The 16,729-nt window shown below is 71.5% G+C and carries 11 protein-coding genes; 4 read left to right on the forward strand and 7 right to left on the reverse strand.

Annotated elements, in window-relative coordinates; genetic code table 11:
* Positions 1 to 80 precede the first annotated feature (80 nt).
* Together AC57BS_RS12860 and AC57BS_RS12865 are read right to left on the reverse strand one after the other, a co-directional pair.
* Positions 81 to 2,984 carry an ATP-binding protein gene (locus AC57BS_RS12860; RefSeq protein ID WP_496411839.1) on the reverse strand — a complete coding sequence of 968 codons (2,904 nt, stop codon included), beginning with the start codon at positions 2,982 to 2,984 and terminating at the stop codon, positions 81 to 83.
* Complete coding sequence (locus AC57BS_RS12865) at positions 2,981 to 5,872, reverse strand: ATP-binding protein (protein ID WP_496411840.1); 2,892 nt, start codon at positions 5,870 to 5,872, stop codon at positions 2,981 to 2,983. The genes AC57BS_RS12860 and AC57BS_RS12865 overlap by 4 nt, the downstream gene beginning before the upstream one ends.
* Positions 5,873 to 6,057: 185 nt before the next feature.
* Between AC57BS_RS12865 and AC57BS_RS12870 the strand changes: the two genes are divergently transcribed.
* Positions 6,058 to 6,333 carry a hypothetical protein gene (locus AC57BS_RS12870; RefSeq protein WP_496411841.1) on the forward strand — a complete coding sequence of 92 codons (276 nt, stop codon included), beginning with the start codon at positions 6,058 to 6,060 and terminating at the stop codon, positions 6,331 to 6,333.
* A gap of 120 nt (positions 6,334 to 6,453) precedes the next feature.
* Positions 6,454 to 7,101 carry a DUF1707 SHOCT-like domain-containing protein gene (locus tag AC57BS_RS12875; protein ID WP_496411842.1) on the forward strand — a complete coding sequence of 216 codons (648 nt, stop codon included), beginning with the start codon at positions 6,454 to 6,456 and terminating at the stop codon, positions 7,099 to 7,101.
* On the opposite strand, the gene AC57BS_RS12880 is transcribed toward AC57BS_RS12875, so the two are convergent.
* The 5 genes from AC57BS_RS12880 to AC57BS_RS12900 form a co-directional block, all read right to left on the reverse strand.
* Positions 7,095 to 9,266, reverse strand: a complete 2,172-nt coding sequence (locus AC57BS_RS12880; protein ID WP_496411843.1) for an alpha-galactosidase — start codon at positions 9,264 to 9,266, stop codon at positions 7,095 to 7,097. The genes AC57BS_RS12875 and AC57BS_RS12880 overlap by 7 nt on opposite strands.
* Complete coding sequence (locus AC57BS_RS12885; RefSeq protein ID WP_496411844.1) at positions 9,263 to 10,861, reverse strand: glycoside hydrolase family 13 protein; 1,599 nt, start codon at positions 10,859 to 10,861, stop codon at positions 9,263 to 9,265. Before AC57BS_RS12885 ends, AC57BS_RS12880 begins: the two co-directional genes overlap by 4 nt.
* Positions 10,862 to 10,943: 82 nt before the next feature.
* Positions 10,944 to 11,867, reverse strand: coding sequence for a carbohydrate ABC transporter permease (locus AC57BS_RS12890; protein ID WP_496411845.1), 924 nt, complete (start codon positions 11,865 to 11,867; stop codon positions 10,944 to 10,946).
* Positions 11,864 to 12,847 (reverse strand): carbohydrate ABC transporter permease, encoded by a 984-nt coding sequence (locus AC57BS_RS12895; protein ID WP_496411846.1) that lies wholly within the window; start codon positions 12,845 to 12,847, stop codon positions 11,864 to 11,866. The genes AC57BS_RS12890 and AC57BS_RS12895 overlap by 4 nt, the downstream gene beginning before the upstream one ends.
* A 106-nt stretch (positions 12,848 to 12,953) precedes the next feature.
* Positions 12,954 to 14,279, reverse strand: a complete 1,326-nt coding sequence (locus tag AC57BS_RS12900; RefSeq protein WP_496411847.1) for an ABC transporter substrate-binding protein — start codon at positions 14,277 to 14,279, stop codon at positions 12,954 to 12,956.
* A 214-nt stretch (positions 14,280 to 14,493) separates the two neighbouring features.
* Between AC57BS_RS12900 and AC57BS_RS12905 the strand changes: the two genes are divergently transcribed.
* Both AC57BS_RS12905 and AC57BS_RS12910 read left to right on the forward strand, forming a co-directional pair.
* Positions 14,494 to 15,516, forward strand: a complete 1,023-nt coding sequence (locus AC57BS_RS12905) for a LacI family DNA-binding transcriptional regulator (RefSeq protein ID WP_496411848.1) — start codon at positions 14,494 to 14,496, stop codon at positions 15,514 to 15,516.
* A 121-nt stretch (positions 15,517 to 15,637) separates the two neighbouring features.
* Positions 15,638 to 16,723, forward strand: coding sequence for an ABC transporter ATP-binding protein (locus tag AC57BS_RS12910; RefSeq protein ID WP_496411849.1), 1,086 nt, complete (start codon positions 15,638 to 15,640; stop codon positions 16,721 to 16,723).
* Positions 16,724 to 16,729 lie beyond the last annotated feature (6 nt).

Here is a 16,729-nt window from a genome sequence, read left to right on the forward strand (position 1 = left end):
ACCAGAATCGACCCGCGCCGCCCTCGTGTCCACGCGATATGGCGCGTGGTCCGGACCGCGCTCCGACCACGAGCGGTGATTCAGCGTGCGGCCGCCCGGGTTGCCGCGATGGCCTCGCTGAGGGGGACGTGCTCGCGGGCGTCGGTCGCGGCCTTCTTGAGCAGCCGCGCGGCGAGCGTGCCCTGGCCGTCGCGGAGGGCGCACTGGGCAGCCCGCCACCTGCAGTACGCCGCATCGTGGGGACGCGTAAGTCCGTCCCACGCGGCTGCAACCCTTGCCCATGCGCTGGTGCCGTCGCAGTGCTCGATCCGGGCCAGCTCGGCCTGCCACTGCATGTCCCATGCCGGCGCCTGCCGGCCGAGTGACTCGGGGCCGAAGGGGTCGACGCTGGAGCCGCGGTGGCGCTCCTGCAGCTGGGCGACCACGACACGGCGTTGGTGGGAGGCCGCTTGCTGCTGGTCCAGGACGTCTGCGCAGACCCGCGCACGCAGGGCGAGAAGAGCAGCCGAGGAGCGGGCGTTGTCGGACGGCAGTGCCAGGTCCATCGCTTCGTCGAGGAGGGTCGCCGCCCTGTCGAGGTCTCCGGCGTACAGAGCGGCTTCGGCGTGCAGCGGCACGGAACCGGCCCAGTTGGCGCCGCGGCTCGGCATCAGGGCGTCCGCGGCCTCGCACCGTGCCAGCGCCGCGGTCACGTGCCCCCGGCGCAGCTCGATCGCGGCGAGGGTCACGTCGACATGGGCGGTCCTCTTCGATGGCGCGGCGCGGGGGTCGAGCCCGAGGGCGTCCGCCGCTCCCTCCACGTCCCCCCCGCACAGGTGGGCCTCAGCGACGTTGGCGCGCAGCAGGAGAACGGCGGGGTGGCCCTCGAGGTCCCACTCAGCGACCATGTCGAAGGCGTGGGCTGCCGCCTCGTCCACGGACGCGACCGGGGCAGCGGCGAAGAGAAGGATGTCGGTGGCGGTGATTGCCAGGTCGATGTCGGCGAGAGGGTTCTTCACGAGGCGGCTCGTCTCCCGGGCCTCGGCGATGAGGGCGTACGCCCTGTCGTAGTCGCCCTCCGCCATGGCGTGCCACGCCGCCCAGCCGAGCACCTCCTGCCTCCGCAGAGGATCGTCACACTGCTCGAGCAGCTCGAATGCCCGGCGCAGGTCGGACCGCACCTTCCCGTAGTCGCCGACCATGCTCAGGTTGGTGATCCGCGTGGAGAGCACGTCGACGAGCTCAGGTGCCGGGGGAAGGCGGTCGACGAGGGCGCGCGCCTCCTCGAGCATCGCCAGTCCCGCTGCGTGGTCCCCTGCCCAGCACGTCATGTCCCCTGCGTGCTTCAGGAGCTGAACCTTGGCCAGGTCGTCGACGTCGAGCACCAGCGACCGTGCCACCAGGTCCAGAGCAACGTCACGGTCGGGTACGTCCTCGGCGGCGACGATCGCTGCGCTGAAGACCTCCCACGTCTCGACGTCGATGGGCGCGTCGGTGACGTCGTGCAGCTCGAGGACCCGCAACCAGTTGTCCAGGGTCTCCCGAGCTGCGAAGCGCTGCCACGCCTGTCGAGCCGCGGCCACACGCCACGGCAGCTCGTCAGCGGCGCGGCCCGCGAGCTGCCAGTGGTGCGCCACCTCGCCCGGCTCGGGGAGGGGCCGCAGGGCGAGGTGCTCCGCCAGCCGCGCGTGGACGGAACCGGCCTCACCCGGGAGGAGTCGCCTGCTGATTCCCTGCACCAACAGCGGGTGGGCGAGCGACACCAGGTCGGGATCGCCGGTCCGCAGCAGCCGACGCCGTGCCAGCTCGGTGAGGGCGCGCTGCAGCGCACCCTCCGAGAGGGCACTCACCCCTCCTAGGACCTCCACGGGCAGGCCGCGCTCCGCGACCCCGAGCGCGCGGGCCACCCGCCAGGGGTCGTCGCTCAGCTGGCCGAGCCTGAGATCGAGCAGGTCGGCGAGATGGCGTGGGACCTCGCCGTCGGGCGCCCCCGCGAGATGCTCGGTGTAGAGCGGCAGGCCCTGGCCGAGCGTGTGGATCCGCGCGACGACGTGGTCGGGCGCAGGTGTCCCGGTCGCCAGCAGGAGCTGCTCTGCGGTCTCCTCCCGCGTGAGCGCCTCGAGGTCGAGCGACCTCACGCCGGGCTGCCGCTGGATCCTGGCCGACCACGCCTCGTGTTCCTTCCCGGTCTCGGGATCGCCGGTGCGCCACGTGCCGAGGAGCGGCACGGCGATCCCACCCGTGACGAGGTGCTCGAGGAGGTCGAGGCTGGGCCCGTCGGCCCAGTGGAGGTCCTCCAGCAGCACGGCGAACGGATGTGTCGTCGCGAGGGTGTCGAGCAGCGCCGCCATGGCAGTGAACATGCGGTGGCGCGCGAACGAGTCGGCCGCCTCCGGCCCCCCGTCCGGCGCCAGCTCGGGCAGCAGCGGAGCAAGTGCCGCGGGGAGGTAGGAAGGAGAGACGGCGATGGCCTCCTCGAGCCACCGGCCGTCCTGATGGGTCGACACGGCACGCAGGACGTCGGCGAAGGCGAGCAAGGGCAGCTCGGTGGCGAGGGGGAGGCAGTGCCCGGTGGCGAGGAAGGTGCCCGTGGTCGCAGCCGCGGCGGACACGAGAGCGGTCTTTCCGATCCCGGCCTCGCCTGTCACGAGGAGGAGTCCGGTGCCGGTCTCGAGGTGGCGGCGTACGGCCTCGAGCTCGGCGTGGCGACCCGCGATGCGCGGAGTCTGCGAGGCGGTGTTGCCGGCGGGGGTCGAGGCGGCGAGCCACAGGTCGTGGAACCGGGTCGTGTCGCCGCTCATCGCCTCGACGAGGAGCTCGAGGGTCCCCCAGGAAGGAAGTGCGGGCTGGGAGAAGCTCTTGGAGACGGTGGTGTGGGAGACGCCGCTCTCGCGAGCGAGGGCGCGGAGCGAGGGCCAGCCGGCGCGGTGGTGGAGCTCGTGGAGCTCGGCGACGAGGTCACGGTGCGGCCCGGCTGGCAGGTCGGGCCGGGGGAGGGCGCTCATCGACGGCCCGCTGCGGTCTCGGCGATGGCTCGGGAGAGCGGGACGTGCTCGCGGGCATCGGCTGCCGCGCGCTTGAGGAGCCGGGCCGCTATCGTGCCCCGCCCGGAGCGCAGCGCACGCTGCGCGGCCCGCCAGCGCGCATAGGCGGCGTCGTGCGGCGAACGCAGGTCGTCCCATGCGTGGGCGGTGCGCGTCCAGTGCTCGACCGTGTCGTCTCCGTCGATGCGGAGCATCTCGGCATCCCACATGGCTGACGCGACCTGCCGCGTGATGGGCGCGGCCGCTGGTGCGAGCGGGTCGACGACGGCGCGTCGGCGCAGACCGGTGAGGGCCGTGCGGAGGTCCTGCCGGCGCTCGGGGTTCCGGACCGCTAGGTCGGCAGCGGCTCGGGCAAGGAGAGCGAACGAGAGCCCGGTCTCGCGCACCACGACGTCGTTGAGGACTCCCTCGACGGCGGCCGACAGGCTCGACCAGGCCGGCTCGGGCTGTCCCAGCCACAGGTGCGAGACAGCGATCCAGTGGGCCCGGTTCAGCAGGTTCTCGTCGGAGCCGCCGATGCTCTCGAGCTCGGTGAAGATCTTCAGCGAGTCGGCCGGTCTCCCCTCGGCGACCGCGATCTGTCCGGACATCCACGCGACCGGCCAGTGGTCGTACGTGCTGGAGGTGGGAATTCCCGCCAGCGTGCGGGCGGCCTCGCCCACGCGACCGGCTTTGTACAGGGACTCGACGACATTGGCGCGGGTGATCGTGAGGAGGTGGAAGTCCATGTCCCACTCCCGTCCCATGGCGATGGCGGTCTCCGCCGCAGCCATGACCTCCTCGGGAGGTCTCCGATGCTTGATCAGCGCGTCGGTGTGCATCATGCCGACGTACGCCTCCGTGCGCGGGTCGGCGGCGTCGGGCACGCGCTCGCGTGCCTGTCGGAGGACGCGGAGCGCCCCGTCGAGGTCACCGGTGCAGGCCGTGTGCCAGGCCAACGTCGCCGAGGCGACGAGGACGAGCGTGTCGTTGCCCAGCTCCTCGCAGGCGGTGAGCGCGCGCGCGAGGGCGTCGAGTGCCTCGTCGTCGCGTCCGAGGTCCAGGAGGTGGTTCGCCCGGAGGTCGAGGGTCTTGACCAGCCCCTCGCTCGCGCCGTGCGGCACGAGCAACGCCAGGGCCCGGTCTCCCAGCGCCAGGCTGCTCTCGACGTCGTCGCCCAACCAGTCCGCTGACATCGACATGCGCCGGAGCACTTCGGCCGCCCGGTGGTGGTCGAGCTGGTCGACGGTCGGCATGGCGGGTTCGAGCAGCTCCGCCCCCTCGCGGAGCCTGCCGCCGAGCTCCAGCGCGTCGAAGGCCGCGAGGCGAGCGTCGATCTCGTCCAGATCCGCGTCGGGCACGGCGGGCAGGAGCTCCAGGGCACGTCTCCACTGCTCCGCCTCGGCGACCGGTGATGTGCGCGCATGCGCCTGGCGGGCGGCTCGTACGCGCCACGCGAGCTCCTCGCGAGCGTCCCTGGACTGTCGCCAGTGCTCCGCCACCTCCGCGGCGTCCGCGTCGGGCCGGCTGGCCAGCGACGCAGCCAGGGCGCCGTGCCAGATCCCTTGCTCGCCCGGCACCATGTAGTCCCGGGCCGCCTCGGCGAGCAAGGGGTGTCTCAGCTGCGCGACGTCGCCCCGCCCGTCCAGCAGGTGGTGCTCGGCGAGCTCGCGCAGCGTGCCGACGAGCGTCTGTCGATCCAGTCGCGCCACCTCGAGGAGCACGTTCGGCGGCAGGCCGCGATCCGCCACCGCGAGAGCGTTCGCCACGGCACGAGCTGGGGGGCGCAGCCCGGACATGCGGCGCTGGAGCACCTCGGCCAGCTGCCGCGGCACCCCGGCCTCCTCCTCGCCCTGGCTGGCCAGCTGCTCGGTGAACAGGGGGTGGCCCTGCGTCCGCGCGTACAGCCGGGCCCCGCGTGCTGGATCTGGTGTGCGGCCCTCCATGAGTCGCAGCTGCTCGAGCGTCTCGTCGCGCGACAGCTCTGTCAGCTCCACGACCCGGGCGGTCAGCCTGTCGACCCGGTCCCTCCACGCACGATGCGCTGCCGTCGTGCTCGCGTCCGCCGAGCGCCACGTACCGACGATGGGTGGGCCGCCTCCCCGCGACAACTGGTGCTCGAGCAGGTCGAGCGTTGTCAGGTCCGACCAGTGCAGGTCCTCGATCAGCAGAGCGACCGGCTGCAGGTCCGCGAGTGCCGCGAAGAAGTGCGAGATCGAGGCGAGGAGGTGCTGACGCGCGAACTCCCGGTCGTCGTCCTCGGTCGCCTCGTGGTCCAGGGCGGGCAGGAGTCGAGCGAGGGACCGGACGACGTGGGGCGGGACACCGTCGATGGCCGCGGTCACCCACCGCCCGTCGTCGACCTGCTGGAGGGCGGCAAGCAGGTCGACCACCGGCATGAGGGGCACATCGGTGGACAGCGGCAGGCAGTGGCCCATGACGACGAAGGCGTCGCTCGTGTCGGCCGCGGCCCGGACGAGCGTGGTCTTCCCGATGCCGGCGTCCCCGGTCACGAGGAGCAACCCGGTGCCGGTCTCGAGGTGGCGGCGTACGGCCTCGAGCTCGGCGTGGCGACCCGCGATCCGCGTGGCGGTAGGACGCCCGCCGTCGGTGGGGGTGGAGGCGGCGAGCCACAGGTCGTGGAACTGCGTCGTGTCGCCGTCCATGGCCTCGACGAGGAGTTCGAGGGTGCCCCAGGAGGGGAGAGCTGGCTGGGAGAAGGTCTTGGAGACCGTGGTGTGGGAGACGCCGGCTCCCTTGGCGAGGGCGCGCAGCGAGGGCCAGCCGGCACGGTGGTGCAGGTCGTGGAGGGCGTCGTTGAGCGACTTCTTCGGACCCGGCGCCAGGTCGGGTCTGGGAAGTGCGCTCACGGTGCCCTCCAGCCGCCCAGTTCCCCTCCGAGGATCCTCCCGCCGCCGCCGGTCGGGCAACCCGTTTGACGCGGTGGCCGTCAACCTTCGTCAACCATCGTCAACCGGGTCCGTGGCGGGCCAACTCTGGAGGTCCCAGAAGAAGTGACGCCGGGCCATCCGTCCGGCAACCAGAGGAGACCACCATGAACACCATCGCCACCTCGTTCCGCCGCACCACAGCGATCGCGGCCGCCACGAGCTTCGCTGCCATCGCCACGACCTTCGCCGCCCAGCCGGCGCCGGCCGCCGAGCCCGACTCCGAGCGTCCCTGCTTCATCGCCCAGCCGCGGTGGAACGAGGCCATCGACGGTCCGGCTCCCACCTGCCCGACGCCGACCTGGCAGCGGGACACCGAGGAGGAGCGCTCCTCGACGGCGTGGACGAAGCAGAGGGCCGGCTTCGACGACTTCATGCCGTGACACCCAGACTCCCCTGGGAGGCCCGGCGGCGGCGACCGCGGACGTACGCCGCCGCCGGGCCTGTGGGGCCCTGACGCTCGTCATGGTCGAGGGGCGGACCAGATCGCTAGGCTGGCCCCCATGGGGGAGATCGAGGACCGCCCGCACGACCCGTCGCAGATGCGCATCTCCGACGCCGACCGGCAGCGCGTCGCCGACGTGCTCCGCGACGCGGCAGGAGACGGGCGCATCGACCTCGACGAGCTCGAGGAGCGGCTCGAGCTGACCTTCCAGGCCAAGACCTACGGCGAGCTCGTGCCGATCACCCTGGACCTCCAGGCGACCGGCCCGGTGCCGCACCCGGCCGCGGTACCTGTGCGCCGTACGCCCTCGTCGGTGCCCGCGGTCGGCCACAACTCGTCCGTCGCGATCATGAGCGAGTGCAAGCGCCAGGGCGTGTGGTCGGTGCCCGCGCACCACAGCGCGTTCGCGATGATGGGCGGGGTGCTGATCGACCTGCGGCAGGCGCAGCTCTCGGCGCACGAGACGCTGATCAACGCCAGCGCGGTCATGGGCGAGGTCAAGGTGATCGTCCCGGCCGACATGCACGTCGTCATGGACGGCACCCCGATCATGGGCGAGTACAGCCAGGCCAGGGACAAGGTCGCCGCCGACATCGGCCCGGGCTCGCCCGTCGTACGCATCCGCGGGGTGGCGCTGATGGGCTCGGTCACCGTGCAGCGCCAGCCGGCCCCCGGCACGCCGAAGAAGTACCTCGGCACCTACTGAGTCGTCGTCCGCCGCAGGTACACCAGGGTCACGGTCTCCGGACGTCGCCGCGGGATCCAATAGCCGCGCGTGCCCAGCACCGCGCCCCGCACCGCGACGCCGTCGGTCGGGCCGGTCTCCGGCAGGGCGACGGACCGGCTGACCTCGCGGTGGTCGACGGGACCGGCCCAGGCCAGGTCGTACGCCGCGTCGGTGACGAGGCCGGGCACGCGCACCACCGTGCCCCGGTTGCTCGCCGACTCGTCGAGCTGGACGTGCGCGAGGAGTGCCTCGCCGCCGTCGGCGGCCACCACCCCGTGGAGCAGCACGGCCGGGTCCGCCGACTCCGGGCGCACCACACGACCGGAGTGCAGCAGCGGTCGGAAGCGCTTGTGGAGCGCGACCCAGCCGGCGAGGGCGTCGAGCTCGTCCTCGGTCGCGGTGCTGAGGTCCCACTCGATCCCGAAGGCGCCGAAGAGCGCGGTCGCGGCACGGAAGTCGAGGGTGAAGCGACGCCCGGACTGGTGGGCGACGGGCGCGCTGACGTGCGCACCGAGGTACTCCGGGGCCACCAGCTGGGTCGTCCAGCGCTGGATGTGCTGGCGCGCCAGGGCGTCGGTCATGTCGGAGGTCCACACCCGTTGGGTGCGCTCGAGGACGCCGAGGTCGATCCGCCCGCCGCCGGAGGCGCACGACTCCCAGTCGATGCCGGGGTGCAGGTCGCGCAGCGAGTCGAGCAGCCGGTAGAAGGCGATGGTCTGCGCCCGCACGGCCGACGCGCCACCGCGCGGGCCCGAGCCGGCCTCGAGGAGCTCACGGTTGTGGTCCCACTTGACGTAGTCGACCGGCGCCGACGACAGCACCGCGTGCACCCGGTCGTGCACGTGCTGCCACACCTCCTCACGCGACAGGTCGAGCACGAGCTGGTGGCGGTGCAGCTGCGGCACCCGCGACCCCGTCGAGAGGATCCAGTCGGGGTGCGCGCGGTAGAGCTCGGAGTCGGGGTTGACCATCTCGGGCTCGAACCACAGCCCGAACTGCATCCCGAGACCGCGCACGTGGTCGGCGATCGGCGTCAGCCCCTCCGGCCAGACGTCGGGGTCGACCCACCAGTCGCCGAGCCCGGCGGTGTCGTCACGGCGGCCGTGGAACCAGCCGTCGTCGAGCACGAACCGCTCGACGCCGACCCGTGCGGCCCGGTCGGCGATCTCGTGCAGGCGCGACAGGTCGTGGTCGAACCACACGGCCTCCCACACGTTGAGCACCACCGGCTGGTGGGCCGGGTGTGCGGGCAGGGAGCGCTCGTAGGCGTGGAAGGCTCCCGCCAGTCCGTCGAGGCCCTCGTCGGAGGCGCCGAAGACGACCCAGGGGGCGGTGTACGCCTCGCCCTGCGCCAGCACCACCTCGCCCGGCTGGAGAAGCTCGCCGCCACCGAGGGTGGTGCCGAGGTCGGGTGAGCGCTCGACCCGGAAGCAGCTGTTGCCGCTCCACGCGACGTGGACCCCGAGCACCGTGCCGGTGCGGGTGCCGAACCCGCGCGAGCCGAGCACGGCCACGGTCGCACCGCCGAGTCCGGGCCGGCCCTCGCGGCCCTCGCGCAACCACAGCCCGTCGGTCACCTCGTGCCGCTGCGGGGTGCGCTCGCCCTCGTGGCGCCCGGTGAAGTCGAGCAGCTCGACCAGGTCGTCGGGTGCCGGGAGAACCATCTCCAGCCCCGTCAGCACGTAGCTGCCCGGACCCGTGCTGCGTACGGTGTGCCGCCCGCGCAGGAGCCCGCCCGGCAGCGTCTCGAGCTCGGTGGTGAGGGCGAGCCCGGCAGCGTCGTCGGCGGCCGTGACGACCAGTCGCTCGTCGGTCGCCTCGACGGTCCCGAGGACGAAGCGCGTGGACCACGCCGCGTCGGAGCCCGGAGCGCCCGTACGGTGCCCGCGCAGGTGGGGGCGGGTGAAGAGCTCGTGGGCGTGCTCGCCGAGCAACGGGACCCCAGGGCCGCGGAAGGTGGACGGGTAGCCGCTCGACCCGCCCTCGTCGGGCGCGGCGACGCCGGCCCACAGGATCCGGGGCAGCATCTCGCCACCTGCGTCGGGCTGCAGGTCGAGCTCGACGGTGAGCCGAGGCTCGCCGGCGGGCCCGGGTGGGGGGTAGAGCATCGAGGTGCCGCTCCTGTCGGGCACGGGGTCGCTCATGGGTGCACGACCCAGACGGTGGTGTCGGGCTCGACGACCTGCCCGCCGCCGACGCGGCTGGAGAGGACGACCCCGTCGGGCAGGCGTACGGGCGAGGCGCCGAGGTTGGCGAGGCACTCGAAGCGCTCCCCCCGGCGGAAGTGCAGGACGCCCTCGGGCGCGGGAAGCCAGTGCAGGCCGGGGTCGCGCAGGTCGTCGATCTCCCTCCGCAGCCGCAGCGCGCTGCGGTAGAGCCGGAGCATCGAGGCGTCGTCACCCTCCTGCGCCTCGACGGTCAGGCCGGCCCAGTGCGCCGGCTGCGGCAGCCAGGGCTCCACGCCGGGAGGGGAGAACCCGAAGGGCGGACGCTCGCCGCTCCAGGGCAGCGGCACGCGGCAGCCGTCGCGACCGCGGTGCCGGCCGCCCGACCGGACGAAGACGGGGTCCTGCCTCAGCGCATCGGGGATCTCCTCGACCTCCTCGAGCCCGAGCTCCTCGCCCTGGTAGAGGTAGGCGCCTCCCGGCAGCGCGAGGGTGAGGAGCACGGCTGCTCGGGCGCGGCGCCGGCCCAGGTCGAGGTCGCCCGCGCCGAACCGGGTGAGGTGCCGCGTCTCGTCGTGGCTCGACATCGCCCACGTGGATGGTGCGCCGATCGGCTGGAGCGCGGTGAGCGTACGGTCGACGACGGCGCACAGGTGCGTGGCGTCCCACGGCGCGTGCACCCAGTCGAAGTTGAACGCCGTGTGGATCTCGTCCGGTCCGAGGTAGCGCGCGAGCCGCTCGGGACCGTTGACCACGGCCTCGGCCACCAGCACCTGCTCGCCGGGGTGCGCGTCGACCACGCGCCGCCAGCGGCGGAAGATGTCGTGCACCGTGTCGACGTCCCAGTGCGGGTTGCCCTCCCAGCGCCCGGTGTCGAACCGGGTGGGGTCGGGGTAGTCGGCGTCGGGGTAGCCCGGCACCTTGGCCATCGCCGGTGCCGCGTCGAGCCGGAAGCCGTCGACCCCGCGGTCGAGCCAGAACCTCAGCACGTCGTCGAAGGCGTCGCGCACGCCGCCGTCCTCCCAGTCGAGGTCGGGCTGCTCGGGCGCGAACAGGTGGAGGTACCACTGCTGCGGGGTGCGGCCGTCCTCGACCGGCGACCAGGCCGATCCGCCGAAGGCGCTGATCCAGTTGTTGGGCGGGTCGGTCCCGTCGGGTCCGCTGCCGTCGCGGAAGTGGTAGCGGGCCCGCTCGGGCGACCCGGGCGCGGCGGCCAGGGCGGCGCGGAACCACGCGTGCTCGGACGAGGTGTGGTTGGCGACGAGGTCGACGACGACCCGCAGGCCGAGTCGGTGGGCCTCGGCGATCATCACGTCGGCGTCCTCGAGCGTGCCGAACCGCGGGTCGATGTCGCAGTAGTCGCTGACGTCGTAGCCGCCGTCGGCCATCGGGGAGGGATACCAGGGCGCGACCCACACGGCGTCGACGCCGAGGTCCGCGAGGTAGGGGAGTCGGGCCGTGATGCCTGCGATGTCGCCCTCGCCGTCTCCGTCGGCATCGGTGAAGCTGCGCGGGTAGATCTCGTAGATGACCGCCGTCCGCCACCACGGCTCGCGGTCGGGAGCCTCGGTCACGAGGGTCCTTCCGATCGAAGGGGTCATGGCGTGGTTCAGCCGGTGGGTGGCCCGGGACGTCCCGCGCCACCCACCGGGTGCGTCAGCCCTTGACCGCGCCTGCCGTCAGGCCGCGGACGAAGAAGCGCTGCATCAGCAGGAACACGGCGATCGGCAGGACCATCGACAGGAATCCGCCGGCGGTGATCAGGTGCTGGCCCGAGCCGGCCTGCCCCATCAGGTTGTTGCGCAGCGCGACGGTGATGGGCGCGTTGTCGCCCGGGCCGATGAAGATCAGCGCGACCAGCAGGTCGTTCCAGACCCACAGGAACTGGAAGATCGCGAACGCCGCCAGGGCCGGGAGCGACATCGGCAGCACCAGCCTGAAGAATGTCTGGAAGTGGCTGGCTCCGTCGATCTTCGCCGACTCGATCACGCTCCGGGGCAGGGTCGCCATGTAGTTGCGGAGGATGTAGATCGCCAGCGACATCCCGAAGCCGATGTGCGCCAGCCAGACGGCCGGGAAGGTGCCGGCGATCTGCAGGTCGCCGTAGATCCGGAGGATCGGCACGAAGGCGATGTAGTTGGGCACCACCAGCAGGCTCACGACCGCCAGGAACAGGAAGTTGCGGCCGGGGAACTCCATGAACGCGAAGGCGTACGCCGCGAACGCCGCGACCAGGATCGGGATGAAGGTCGCCGGCAGCGTGATCGCCAGGCTGTTGACGAACGCCTGGCCGAGGCCGCCCTGGTCGATGGCGGTCTCGTAGTTGTCGAAGGACATCCGGCTCCAGGCCGACGGCGTCCAGAACAGCGTCCACCAGCCCGACGAGTTGGCGTCGTCGCGCGGCCTGAACGAGGTCAGGAAGAGCCCGATGACGGGCACGATCCAGAGGAAGCACAGGATGAACACCACGATCCGGGCGAACCAGCCGGCCTTCTGCGGCTGTCCCTCGCGGGACGGCTGGCGCCTGCGCGTCTTCGTGGTGGGCGTGGCCGCCCCCATCGTGGTCTGTGTCGAGGTCATGCCATTGACTCCTCACGACGGAAGTTGCGCACCTGGTACACCATGATCGGGATGGTCGCGAGCATCAGCAGGACGACGATGGCTGCTGCTGCGCCGTTGTTGAAGTTGGTGAAGAGCTGGTTGAAGAACTCGTTGCCGATGACGTTGGTGTTGGCACCGCCGTTGGTCATCACGTAGACGATGTCGAAGATCTTCATCACGCCGATCAGCGTGGTGACGTAGACCGTGATGACCGAGCCCCAGATCTGCGGGACGACCACCCGGAAGAAGATGGCCCGCTCGTTGGCGCCGTCGATGCGCGCCGCCTCGAGCGTGTCCTCAGGGACGCCCTTGACCGCAGCGGAGAGCAGCACCATCGAGAAGCCGGTCTGGGCCCACAGCAGCATCATCATCAGGAAGAAGCTGTTGAGGCGGAAGTCGCTGACCTGCAGCCACGCCACCGGGTCGAAGCCGAGCGCGGTGACGATGGCGTTCTGCAGACCGATCTGCTCGCGACCCTCGGGGCGGTAGTTGTAGATCAGGCCCCACACCGTGCCGGCGCCGACGAAGCTGATGGCCATCGGCAGGAAGATGATCGTCTTGGAGGTGTTCTCCCACGTGGGGTTGAGCCGGTCGGCGAGCACTGCCATCGCCAGTCCCAGCACCACGGTCATCGCCGGGACGACGGCCATCCAGAGCAGCGTGTTGAAGAGGGTGTCCTGGAAGCTGTTGCTCTGCAGCAGCCTCGTGTAGTTGTCCAGTCCGACCCACGCGGTGCTCTGCGCGTTGGCGAAGCTGTAGACGATCGTCTGCACGGCGGGGTAGACGAGGTAGAAGATGAGGGCTGCGTAGGCGGGGAGGATGTAGAAGTACGGCTTGATCCGGTGCTCCCACCGCCCGGGCAGCACCTCGGCCAGCTTGTTGAGCAACCAGTAGAGGATGACGGCGGCGCCGACACCCACACCGACGGTGATCAGGGCGTTGAGGATCTTCAACAGCATGTGTCCTGCTCCTGGATCGGGAGAACGTCCGGGGAACTGCTGGTCCGTACGGGGCGGGGGCGACCGGGCGGGTGCGCCGACCGTTCCCGCCCCGTACGGGGGGCGATCAGCTGGCGGGCCAGCTGTCGTCGATGTTGGTCAGCGTGGTGTCGAGGTCCTGCTGGTCAGAGATCCACGCCGTCATCTCCTTCCAGAAGCTGCCGGCCCCGACCTCGCCGGGCATCAGGTCCGAGCCGTCGAAGAGGAACTGGTCGGACTGGTAGGCCACGTCGGCGATCTGCCGCGTCAGGTCGCTCGGGTAGAGCGAGGTGTCGAATCCGGTGTGGGGGGAGATGAACGAGCTGTTCGGGGCCGCCTCGGTGCCGAGCTCGACGTCGGCCAGGATCTGCATCATGGCGCGCGAGTCCTCGTTGTCGAGCAGCAGCGTGGCGAGGTCGCCACCACCCAGCACCGGGGCGTCGGTGCCGGCCTCGGCCGGCGGGAACCCGAAGACGCCCACTCGCTCGTCGACGTTGTCGACGACGTCCTCGGGCATGAAGTCCTTGGAGACGACGAAGTTGCCCTGCTTGAACATCCAGCAGCCGGGCTGCTCCTCCCACATGGTGTCCTCGGCGTCACCGAAGGCCACGCTCGCGATGGAGCCGCGCCCACCGGGGACGCTGTCGTCGGCGAGGACGGTCTGCTCCATGTAGTCGGCCGCCTGACGGACCACCTCGGAGTCGAACTTCACCTCGTTGGTGACCCACTGGTTGTACTCCTCGGGACCGCCGAAGCGCATGATCAGGTCCTCGAACCAGTCGGTCACCGGCCAGCCGGTGGCCGGGCCCGACTCGATGCCGAAGCACCACGGCGTCTCGCCGTCGGCCTTCATCTGGTCGGTCAGCTCGGCGAGCTCGTCGAGGCTCTCGGGAGCCTTGAAGCCGGCCTCGTCCCACGCCTGCTTGTTGTAGAACACCAGGCTCTTGACGTTCATGCTGATCATCAGGCCGTACTGGGTGCCGTCGATCTGGCCGGCCTCCAGCGTGCCGGGGGTCATGTCGGAGAGCGCGTCGGCCGGGACGATGTCGTCGGTCAGCTCGACGGCCTTGCCGCGGTCGACGATCTGCTTGATCACGCCGGGCTGGGGGATGACAGCGATGTCCGGCGGGTCGTTGGCCTGGATGCGGGTCAGGATCAGCTGGTTGATGTTGTCGACGCGTTCGATGTTGACCTCGATCCCGGCGGCCTCGGCCTCCTCCTCGATCTTCGCCTTCAGGCCATCGAAGACGAGGGGGTCGGTCGTGGCGAGGATGTCGACGACGCCGTCGTCACCGCCGGCGCTGCCGCCACCTCCTCCGCCGTCGTCGCTGCCGAGGCAGCCGGTCGTGGTCAGAGCCAGGGCGGCCGCTGTCGCGGCGAAGGCCGTGCGGCGCCGGGTCGAAGTCAGTCGCATGAGGGTGCCTCCTCGGATGGCGGGACCTGTCCCGCGCGTCCTGATTGTCGTAGTGTGACGTACACCACTGCTGAATCGAATCAGCCGCATCATCATCGGCCCGCGGTCCGGGTGTCAAGCAACAGCAAGGACACGAACTGGTCACGGGCCCCGATCGACTGCGGCAGGCTCTGCCGCGCGCCGCGGGGGCGCGCCACGACGAAAGAGGGACGCAGTGAAGACCCGACGCGTGATGCTCGCCGACGTCGCGGCCGAGGCCGGGGTGTCCGCCACCACCGCCTCGTACATCCTCAACGGCCGGGCCGCGCAGATGCGGATCGCGCCCGAGACGGACCAGCGGGTGCGTGCCGCCGCGGCGCGGCTCGGCTACCGGCCCAACCGCAGCGCGCGCAGCCTGCGCACCCGGCGCACGGCCACCATCGGGCTGGTCTCGGACCAGATCGCGGGGGAGCAGTACGGCAGCAGCATGCTGACCGGCGCGAGCCTCGCCGCCCGCGAGCTCGACCACCTGGTCGTGATGGGTGAGAGCGGCGGTGACACCGAGCTCGAGCGGCTGCTGCTGGAGGAGATGCGCGAGCGCGACGTGGACGGGGTCGTGTACGCCACCCGCACCGCGCGCACGATCCACCTGCCCGACGCGTTGCGAGGGGTCCGGTCGGTGCTGCTCAACTGCGAGGACCCCGCCGAGCGGTGCGCCTCGGTGCTGCCGGACGACGAGGGCGGGGGGCGTACGGCCGCGGCCACGCTGGTCGCCGCGGGCGTCTCGGAGGTCTGGGTCGTGGGGGAGGACCCGACGCCCGAGGCCACCGCCGGGCCGCGACGGATGGCAGGGATCCGGGCGGGGCTCGCCGAGGCGGGCCTCGAGCTCGCGGGCGTGGTCGCCTGCGACTGGGCGGTCACCGAGGGCTTCGCCGCCACCAGTCGCTGGCTGGCGCGGGGCGGGCGCGCCGAGGGACTGGTCTGCATGAACGACCGGGTCGCCATGGGCGTCTACCAGGCCCTCGCCGAGGCGGGCTTGCGCGTGCCTGGCGACGTCAGCGTCGTGTCCTTCGACGGCTCGGCGCTCGCGGGGTGGCTGCGTCCGGTGCTCACGTCGGTCGAGCTGCCCTTCACCGAGCTCGGCGCGCTCGCCGTACGCCGCCTGCTCGACCCCGACGACCATGGAGGCACCGACTCGGTGCCGATGGTGGTGCGCCACGGAGGCTCGGTGCGCACCGCTCGCGACGGCACGGCGTGAGACGGCGCGGCCGCGCCATTGCCCCGCTATGGGCCGGGCCCTACTGTGACCTCGGGGTCTGTGACCCCGGTCACTTCACTACGGATCGTCCGGCACGTACCTGCCGGTGAAGGAGCAGACAATGGCATCAGTGACGTTCGACAAGGCGCAGCGGTGGTATCCCGGCGCCGACGAACCAGCAGTTCCGGGGATCAGCCTCGAGATCAAGGACGGCGAGTTCATGGTGCTCGTCGGGCCCTCGGGCTGCGGCAAGTCCACCACCCTGCGCATGCTCGCGGGCCTCGAGGAGGTCAACGACGGGAAGATCTACATCGGTGACCGTGACGTCACCAACATCCCGCCCAAGGACCGCGACATCGCGATGGTCTTCCAGAACTACGCGCTCTACCCGCACATGTCGGTCGAGGAGAACATGGCGTTCTCGCTCAAGATGGCCAAGGTGCCCGCGGCCGAGCGCAAGGAGCGCGTCAAGAAGGCGGCGGAGATCCTCCAGCTCACCGAGTTCCTCGAGCGCAAGCCCAAGGCGCTGTCCGGTGGTCAGCGCCAGCGCGTCGCCATGGGTCGCGCGATCGTCCGCAACCCGCAGGTCTTCTGCATGGACGAGCCGCTGTCCAACCTCGACGCCAAGATGCGCGTGGCGACCCGCACCGACATCGCTCGACTCCAGCAGGACCTCGGCGTCACCACCGTCTACGTCACCCACGACCAGGTCGAGGCGATGACGATGGGCGACCGCGTCGCGGTGATGAAGCTCGGCGTGCTCCAGCAGGTCGACACCCCGCTCAAGCTCTACGACAAGCCCGCCAACCTGTTCGTCGCCGGCTTCATCGGCTCGCCGCAGATGAACCTGATGGAGGGTGTGGCCGCCGACGGCGGCGTCAAGATCGGCGGCTACCAGGTGCCTGTCGACCCGACCGCCGAGCGCAAGATGTCGGGCAAGGTCACCGTCGGTGTGCGCCCCGAGAACTGGCGGCTCGTGACGGCGGAGGACGGCGGCCTCCCGGTCAAGGTGACCGTGGTCGAGGAGCTCGGCGCCGACAGCTACGTCTACGGCACCAGCGACGTGGAGGGCACGCCGTCCAACGTGATCGTGCGCGTCAGCGGCGGCCGGCACCACCCGCAGAAGGGCGAGATGCTCTACGTCACGACCGACCCGGAGCACGTCCACGTGTTCGACACCGAGTCGGGGGAGCGCCTCTCCGAGTGACGCGCG

Source organism: Nocardioides sp. BGA-UO-ETr-FS32 (assembly GCF_059567905.1).

Bases quoted from the DNA above. Each gene is read 5' to 3' on its own strand.
- AC57BS_RS12880 (WP_496411843.1), bottom strand. From the start codon at position 9,266: ATGAGCGACCCCGTGCCCGACAGGAGCGGCACCTCGATGCTCTACCCC.
- AC57BS_RS12900 (WP_496411847.1), bottom strand. From the start codon at position 14,279: ATGCGACTGACTTCGACCCGGCGCCGCACGGCCTTCGCCGCGACAGCG.
- AC57BS_RS12910 (WP_496411849.1), top strand. From the start codon at position 15,638: ATGGCATCAGTGACGTTCGACAAGGCGCAGCGGTGGTATCCCGGCGCC.
- AC57BS_RS12895 (WP_496411846.1), bottom strand. From the start codon at position 12,847: ATGCTGTTGAAGATCCTCAACGCCCTGATCACCGTCGGTGTGGGTGTC.
- AC57BS_RS12860 (WP_496411839.1), bottom strand. From the start codon at position 2,984: ATGAGCGCCCTCCCCCGGCCCGACCTGCCAGCCGGGCCGCACCGTGAC.
- AC57BS_RS12870 (WP_496411841.1), top strand. From the start codon at position 6,058: ATGAACACCATCGCCACCTCGTTCCGCCGCACCACAGCGATCGCGGCC.
- AC57BS_RS12890 (WP_496411845.1), bottom strand. From the start codon at position 11,867: ATGACCTCGACACAGACCACGATGGGGGCGGCCACGCCCACCACGAAG.
- AC57BS_RS12875 (WP_496411842.1), top strand. From the start codon at position 6,454: ATGGGGGAGATCGAGGACCGCCCGCACGACCCGTCGCAGATGCGCATC.